Consider the following 7,745-nt stretch of genomic DNA (forward strand, 5'->3'; position numbering starts at 1 on the left):
ACCCCCACGTCGGACACCCCCCCGCCGCCGGCCTCCACGGCCGCAACAGGCACCCGCCCGGTCGACGGCAAGAACGGCGCCATCCCCAAGGGCTTCGCCCACGACGAGCAGGGAGCCCAGTCGGCTGCCGCCAACTACGCGGTCGCACTTGTATCCGCGGACATCCTGAAGCCTCCGATGCGGCGCCAGATCGTCCGTCAGGTCTTCGTTGCGGACAAGGTGTCCGAGCTGGAGACCAGACTCGATCAGGCATACGGCAAGACCTTCCTGGACCAAGCCGGACTGGACGCCAACGGAAATGCGGCGCAAGGCCTGACGTACATCTCGCGGACCGTACCCGTCGGCACCAAGACGACCAAGTACTCCGACACCACCACGTCCGTCGAGGTGTGGTGCACAGGCGTGTTCGGCACCGCGGGCGTCGGGTCCACCAACCCGGTCAGCAATGACTGGTTCACGATGACGCTGACCCTCCGCTGGGCGGAGAACGACTGGAAGGTCGACAGCTTCGCCCAGAAGGACGGCCCGGCCCCGGTCCACACGGACCGCACGGCCTCGACGGCCGAGGAGATCGCAAAGGCCGCAACGGAGTTCGGAGGGTTCACCTATGCCCGGTAGCCGCGCCCTCCGCGTCACAGGAGCCCTGGCCGCTGTACAGACGGCGGCCGTGCTCCTGGCGGCCCGGGCCTTCGCCGCGCCCACTCCACCCGCGTCGCCATCGCCGTCCCCGTCGGCCTCACAGCCCAACGACAACAGGTGCGACCTGATCGTGGGCCCCGCCAAGGACTACTGCGAACGAGGCGACGGCGCCACCGGCGCCCCCCGCACAGGCCTGGCGCCCAGCGACCCGGCCGATGCCCTCAACCCCCTCGCCTCCCTGGCCAAGGGCTGCGCCGACGCCGCCGCCTGGATCGTCACCGAGCTCAGCAAAGCGATCAACGGCACGGCCAACGTCGACTTCACCAACGGCGCCTTCCTCAAGCAGTACGCCGTCGTCTTCGCCGCCTCCACCATCCTCACGCTCGTGCTCTGGCTCTTCGCCGTCGCCAAGCGCGCCATCCGCGGCGTCCCCCTCACCACCGCCATCTCCGAAGCCGTCGGCTTCCTCTGGCTCACCGTCCTCGCCTCCGCCTTCACCCCCCTGATCCTCTACACCGTCGTCTCCGCCACCGACGGCGTCACAGAAGTCATCGCCTCGGCGAGCGGCGGCCAGACCGACGTCTTCTTCGGCTCCTTCATCGAGGCCCTCAAGAAGGGCGACTCCATCGGCGGCGGCCCGATCATGCTGATCGTCGTCTCCCTCGTCACCATCCTCGCCGCCGGCGTCCTCTTCCTCGAACTCTTCATCCGGGCCGCCCTCCTCTACGTCGGCGCCCTCCTCGGCGTCGTCGTCTACGCCGGGCTCGTCGACCGCAACCTCTGGGGCCACGTCCGCCGCTGGGCCGGCATCATGATCGCCGTCATCCTCGTGAAGCCGGTCATCGTCATCGTCCTCGGCCTCGCCGGAGCCCTCGCCGGCGAGAAGGGCCCCAACGCCTTCTCCGCCGTCGTCTCCGGCCTCGCGATCATCCTCCTGGCGATCTTCGCCTCCGCGATGATCTACCGCTTCGTCCCCGGCTTCGGCGACGAGATCGCCTCCGCCCGCTCCAACCGCAGCAAGGCCACCGACGGCGCCCAGGCCGCCGCCGTCATCAGCTCCCCGGCCTCCCTCGTATCCCAGGGCATCAAGACGCACAGCAGCCGCGGCGCCCACCGCGGCGGTGGCGAAGGCGGCGGCTCCAGCGCCCCCCGCCCCGCCAACCCCCTCTCCGGAGGCGTGGCCGCCCACAGCAGCCGCCCCACCTCCGGCGGCGGGGCCGGCGGCGGATCCATCCCCTCCGCCACACCCCCGCCCCGCACGAGCTCGAGTACGAGGAACACAGGAGGTGACGGGCGTTGACGACCCAGTCACACCAGCTGCACCCCATCGCGCCCCGCCGCACGTATCTCATCGGCCGGGCCCGGCCGAACGCGATCGTCGGCAAGAACCGCGAGAGCGGCGAGATCGCCCTGATCATCGTCGGCGCGTTCCTCGGCATGATGAGCGGCCTGCTCGTCCCCGACCTCACCCTGCGCATCGTCAGCCTCGCCGGCTTCCCCATGCTCGCGCTCGCCGCCGTGTACGTCCCGTACAAGGGCCGCACGTTCTACAAGTGGTTCGAGATCAACCGCAGCTACAAGCGCACCCTGCGCCGCGGGACCACGTACCGCTCCTCCGCCATGGAGGCCGGCGTCCGCGCCGCCGACGGCCGCGAGGTCGAGGTCGGCCCGCCCCCCGGCATCGGCCGGATCAACTGGCTCGCCGCCCCCTTCGGCCCCGACGAGATCGCCGTCCTCCTCCACGCCGACCGCAGAACCGTCACCGCCGCCATCGAGATCGAGGGCCCCGGCGTCGGCCTGCGCGACAGCGAGGACCAGGAAGCCCTCGTCGACCGCTTCGGCACCCTCCTCAAGCACGTGGCCAACGGCGACGGCTTCGTCACCCGCCTCCAGATGCTCGCCCGTACGCTCCCCGCCGACCCGGACGCCCACGCCAAGGACGTCGCCCAGCGCGGCGACACCAAAGCCCCCGTCTGGCTACGCGACTCCTACGACCAGCTCCAGTCGATGGTCTCCACCTCCTCCGAGCAGCACCGCGCGTACCTCGTCGCCTGCATGCACTACACGCGCGAACTCGCCGCCGAGGCCCACACCATCGCCCGCGCCGGCACCCCCCACAAGGGCCGCAAACTCGACCGCGACGCCGGCCTCGCCATCGTCATGGCCCGCGAGCTCACCGACATCTGCGCCCGCCTCGCCGAGGCCGACATCCGCGTCCGCCAGCCCCTCGGCCAAGGCCGCCTCGCCTCCCTCGTCCACTCCATGTACGACCCGGACCACCCCATCGACCACATCCAGGCCATGACCAAGCGCAACGCCTGGCCGGCCGAACTCGACGCGGTGGAGCCCACCTACCTCCAGGCCAAGACCCGCGAGTCCTCCACCCGAGCCCCCTGGTGCCACGCCACGGCCTGGGTGAAGGAGTGGCCGATGACCCCGGTCGGCGTCAACTTCCTCGCGCCCCTCCTCGTCCACACCCCGGACGTGATCCGCACCGTCGCCGTCACCATGGATCTGGAGCCCACCGAGGTGGCCATCGAGCGCATGCTCACCGAGAAGACCAACGACGAGGCCGACGCCAGCCGCGCCGCCAAGATGAACCGCACCGTCGACCCCCGCGACATCGCCGCCCACGGCCGGCTCGACCAGAGGGGTGAAGATCTCGCGAGCGGTGCGGCAGGAGTCAACCTGGTCGGGTACATCACGGTGTCCTCGCGTTCGCCCGAAGCCCTCGCCCGCGACAAGCGGACGATCCGCGCCTCCGCCGGCAAGTCCTACCTGAAGCTGGAATGGTGCGACCGCGAGCACCACCGCGCCTTCGTCAACACCCTGCCGTTCGCCACCGGCATCCGACGCTAGCTGGAGGGAAGTGCCGCCCATGCGAGATCCCATGTCCGCTCTGACGGACGCCTTCACCAGCTTCCTGTTCGGCAAGGTCGAGACCACGCGCCTGCCCGTACGCACCTCCACCGGACAGGCGCAGGCCGTCTACCTGCCCACCGCCGCCCCCGGACTCGGCGACTCCGGCGTCATCATCGGCCGCGAGGTCTACAGCGGCAAGGGCTACATCTACGACCCCTTCCAGCTGTACGGCCAGCAGCTCCCGGCCCCGCACTGGCTGGTCCTCGGCGAGTCCGGCAACGGCAAGTCCGCCCTGGAGAAGACGTACGTCCTGCGCCAGCTCCGCTTCCGGGACCGCCAGGTCGTCGTACTCGACGCCCAGGGCGAGGACGGCGTCGGCGAGTGGAACCTCATCGCCCAGCAGCTGGGGATAACCCCCATCCGCCTGGACCCCATCGCCGCCAACGACGACGGGATCCGCCTCAACCCCCTCGACCCGGCGATCACGACGACCGGCCAGCTCGCGCTGCTCCGGACCATCATCGAAGTCGCCATGGGCCACGGCCTCGACGAACGCTCCGGCTTCGCGCTCAAGGTCGCGCACGCCTACGTCGTCGACACGATCCGCGACCGCCAGCCGGTCCTCACGGACATCGTGGAACAGCTCCGCCACCCGGAGGCCGAGTCCGCGGAGGCCATGAACGTCGACATAGACGATGTCCGCGCCTGGGGCCTCGACGTCGCGCTCGTCCTCGACCGCCTGGTCGACGGCGACCTCCGCGGCATGTTCGACGGCCCCACCACGGTGGGCATCGACCTGGACGCCCCCCTCATCGTCTTCGACCTCTCCCACATCGACCGCAACTCGATCGCCATGCCGATCCTGATGGCGATCGTGGGCGTATGGCTCGAACACACCTGGATCCGCCCGGACCGCAAGAAGCGCATCTTCCTCGTCGAAGAGGCCTGGCACATCATCAACAGCCCCTTCGTGGCGCAGCTGTTCCAGCGCCTCCTGAAGTTCGGCCGCCGCCTCGGCCTGTCCTTCGTCGCCGTCGTCCACCACCTCTCGGACGTCGTCGACGGCGCGGCCGCCCGCGAGGCCGCGGCCATCCTCAAGATGGCCTCGACCCGCACGATCTACGCCCAGAAGGCGGACGAGGCCCGGGCGACGGGCCGGGTCCTGGGCCTCCCCCGCTGGGCGGTGGAGATCATCCCCACCCTCACCCCCGGCATCGCGGTCTGGGACGTCAACGGCAACGTCCAGGTGGTCAAACACCTGATCACGGAGGCGGAACGCCCCCTGGTCTACACGGACCGCGCCATGACGGAGTCCTCGTCCGGGCCCCAGCTCCCCGACGACCTGCTGGCAGCCGAACTGGAGGCGGAGGAAAGAGCCCTCCTGATGGAACGCCACCGCAACGGCGGCCCGGGCTCGGCGACAACGGTGGCGTAAATGCGCGAACGTACGGGAAAAGAACCGGGCGGCATCCCGGACGCCCTCCTCCTCGCCCTCCTGGCGTTCCTCCTGGGCCTGGCGGCCCTGGTCTGGACGTCGACGGGCCTTGCCGCGCTCTTCGCGAAGGGCGCCTGGCCGTCCACGGTGACGTTCACCCGCACCCCCGGCGCGGTCCGCGCCCTGATAGCTCAACCGCACGACGTCCCGGGAGCCTGGCCGGCCACGGACCCCTCGGCCCTGTCGGGCTGGGGCCTGTTCTGGGGCCTCTTCATCAGCCAACTGCTGATCCTGTTCGTCCTGACGATCTTCGTGATGGGCGTGATCGCCCGCACGAAGTCCCGCCGCACCAAGCCGACCCCGCCGCCCATCCCGGCCGAGCCGCACCCCGTGCCCGAGCCGCACCACGCATCCACGCCGCCCATCCAGGCCGCGGCGGCCCATTCAGCCCCGCCGGCGTTCGAAGCGCTGGGGGTCCCCCCAGCACAGCAAGGGGGAGGGTCCGGGGGCAGGGCCCCCGGCAGCTACGGGCCCACGATCCCGACCCCGACCGACCCGCACCACCTGCCTGACCCGCACCACCTCACCCCGCTGCCCATCCCAGCCCCGGCGGCACATCCAGCCCCACCGGCGTTCGAGGTGCCGGGGCTCGGGGGCAGGGCCCCCGGCAACAGCGGCGGCACCGCCACCGGCAACAGCGGCATGGCCTACGGCCCCCCGGCCCAGCGCCACCCCCTGGCCGTCCAAGCCCTGGCGGCAGCCGAAGGCTCCGCCCTCGTCGTCACCTCCTCCCCCGCCCTCTGGGCGGAGACCAAGGACGCCCGCGCCAAACTCGGCCCGGTCCTCCTCTACGACCCCTCCCACCTCTGCGACACCCCGGCCCGCATGCACTGGAACCCGGCCGACGCCTGCGCCGACCGCGAGACCGCCGCCGCCCGCGCGATCGCGCTGCTGGCCCCCGTACGCCCCCAGGCCCGCATGGACGCGGCCATCGCCGACACGGCGGAAACGCTCCTGCGCAGCTGGCTGCAAGCCGCGGCCCTCGACGACCGCCCGTTCAAGCAGCTGCACCGCTGGGCCCAGGGCAACAGCGCCCAGGACCCGGTACGTATCCTCCGTACGCACCCCCAGGCCGCACCCGGCGCCGCCGGCGAGCTGGAGAGCGCGCTCACCGCCCACCCCGAACGCCGCGAGCAGGCCCAGCACCTGACGGCCCGTGCCCTCTCCTGCCTCACGTCGATCCACATCCGCGAGGCCTGCAACCCGAACCGAACAGATGCACTGACCCTCGCATCGTTCGTGGCCGAAGGGGGCACCCTCTACTTGGTGGGCGAATCGCTGGAAGATCCCCGTACCCACCCGGGTGCGATGCCGCTGATCACCGCACTCGCCGCGAGCGTGGTCGAGCACGGCCGCCGCATGGCCGCACGGTCATCCCACGGCCGGCTCGACCCACCACTCGCGCTGGTCCTGGAGGACGTCGCGGCCGTCGCCCCGATCCCCCAGCTCCCCGAGCTCCTCCAGGAGGGGTCCCTCCCCCTGCTCGCCCTGTGCCGCAGCCGTGAACAGGCCCGTGCCCGCTGGCCGGAGGCAGCCGCGCTCCAGCACTAGGATGCGTCTCCTGTTGCGTTCGATCACGAGGGGGATCGCGGTGGAGCGACGGAAGCTGATCGGGATGGGGGCGGGGCTGGCGGTCCTGCCCGCCTGGTGGGCCCTGCGTCGGGTGACGGACGGGGGCGAGGGGGACTGGCACACCGACGCCGCACCGCTGGAGGAGGCGTTCCCGCCGCTGGGCCCGCTCACCCACGCCCAGTGGGTGAGCAGCCAGGACAACGACCGGAGCGGCGTGCCGTCGCCGGAGGTGGCGATCTCGGGCTTCGCCCGGTTGGCAGCGGGGAAACTCGCCGAGCTGACGGCGGCTCATGCCTTCGTCCCCGACGATTCGGCCACCGAGTTCTCCTCGTGGTTCGAGAAGCCCCTCAAGGGCGAGGGGCCGAAGAACCCGCAGTGGATCCGGTCCCAAGAGCTCGACCGCGACGGCAGCGGCTTCTCCACGAGGCTGTGGTTCGACCGTCGCAGCGAAACCGTCCGCTTCCGGGCGCTCAACCCGTACGGCTAGACGCGCTCCCTACGGGCGTGGCAACACGTACTCGAACTCCTTGGCCGTCGGATCAGCCGGCACCGGCAGGACCTCGCCGGTCGCCCGGAACCCGAAGCGCCGATAGAAGGCCGCGGCCCGCGCGTTCTCCTCGTGCACGAAGAGCCGTACGCGCTCCAGCGCCGGCCCCTCCAGCGACCAGGCCCAGTCCAGCGCGGCCGCGAAGAGCCCCTCGGTCAGCCCGGTACCCCGCTGCTCGGGGCTCACGAACACACCCACCAGGTGCCCTTGGGTCCGCTCGACGGCGCGCTCGAAGAAGTCGGTGGTCCCGCCCTCCTCGACGAGCACGGTCACGGACCCGACCCACTGCCCGTCCGGTGCCTCGGCCACGAACTGCCGTGCATGCCGCCCGTGCGAAGCCCCGCTCGCCCGGTCCTGCCAGAATTCGTCGGTCCTGGACTCGGCCTGGTCCAAGGTCTCCAGGAAGGCGACCGGCGCTGCCGGGTCCTTGAGCGCGGTGATCCGCAGCTCCTTGACCTTCTCCCACTCGTCCGCCCGCACCGCACGCATCACATACTCACTCATGCCCCGGATCCAATCACAGGCCGGCAGGGCCGTAAACGCAGAAAAGCCCCGTACCGGATACCCGGTACGGGGCTTTCTACAATGATTGTTCGGCGGCGTCCTACTCTCCCACAGGGTCCCCCCTGC

The 7,745-nt window shown here is 71.1% G+C and carries 7 protein-coding genes; 6 read left to right on the plus strand and 1 reads right to left on the minus strand.

Translation table 11 applies throughout. The features are described 5' to 3' along the window. From ADK52_RS05050 to ADK52_RS05075, 6 genes are all read left to right on the plus strand, one after another. The coding region (locus ADK52_RS05050; protein ID WP_053688574.1) for a hypothetical protein at positions 1-618 on the plus strand (618 nt) is incomplete at its 5' end. Beyond that, entirely contained in the window at positions 608-1,939 is a 1,332-nt protein-coding gene (locus ADK52_RS05055; RefSeq protein WP_078987972.1) for a hypothetical protein, read from the plus strand. The genes ADK52_RS05050 and ADK52_RS05055, both read left to right, overlap by 11 nt. After that, positions 1,936-3,498, plus strand: a complete 1,563-nt coding sequence (locus ADK52_RS05060) for an SCO6880 family protein (protein ID WP_053688575.1) — start codon at positions 1,936-1,938, stop codon at positions 3,496-3,498. Before ADK52_RS05055 ends, ADK52_RS05060 begins: the two co-directional genes overlap by 4 nt. 19 nt (positions 3,499-3,517) lie before the next feature. Beyond that, complete coding sequence (locus ADK52_RS05065; protein ID WP_030157141.1) at positions 3,518-4,936, plus strand: ATP-binding protein; 1,419 nt, start codon at positions 3,518-3,520, stop codon at positions 4,934-4,936. Beyond that, on the plus strand, positions 4,937-6,547 hold the full coding sequence (locus tag ADK52_RS05070) for a hypothetical protein (protein ID WP_053688576.1): 1,611 nt from the start codon (positions 4,937-4,939) through the stop codon (positions 6,545-6,547). 40 nt (positions 6,548-6,587) lie between these two features. Further along, complete coding sequence (locus tag ADK52_RS05075) at positions 6,588-7,055, plus strand: hypothetical protein (protein ID WP_234343436.1); 468 nt, start codon at positions 6,588-6,590, stop codon at positions 7,053-7,055. Between the two features lie 9 nt (positions 7,056-7,064). Here ADK52_RS05075 and ADK52_RS05080 read toward each other — a convergent pair whose 3' ends face one another. Beyond that, the gene (locus ADK52_RS05080) at positions 7,065-7,619 is read right to left on the minus strand and encodes a GNAT family N-acetyltransferase (RefSeq protein ID WP_053688577.1); all 555 of its coding nucleotides are present in this window, start codon (positions 7,617-7,619) and stop codon (positions 7,065-7,067) included. Positions 7,620-7,745: the final 126 nt, after the last annotated feature.

It is taken from the genome of Streptomyces sp. WM6372 (assembly GCF_001279655.1).
Lineage (GTDB): Bacteria > Actinomycetota > Actinomycetes > Streptomycetales > Streptomycetaceae > Streptomyces.

Excerpts from the sequence above, each read along its gene's own strand:
- ADK52_RS05055 (WP_078987972.1), top strand. The coding sequence starts at position 608 with ATGCCCGGTAGCCGCGCCCTCCGCGTCACAGGAGCCCTGGCCGCTGTA.
- ADK52_RS05065 (WP_030157141.1), top strand. The coding sequence starts at position 3,518 with ATGCGAGATCCCATGTCCGCTCTGACGGACGCCTTCACCAGCTTCCTG.
- ADK52_RS05070 (WP_053688576.1), top strand. The coding sequence starts at position 4,937 with ATGCGCGAACGTACGGGAAAAGAACCGGGCGGCATCCCGGACGCCCTC.
- ADK52_RS05080 (WP_053688577.1), bottom strand. The coding sequence starts at position 7,619 with ATGAGTGAGTATGTGATGCGTGCGGTGCGGGCGGACGAGTGGGAGAAG.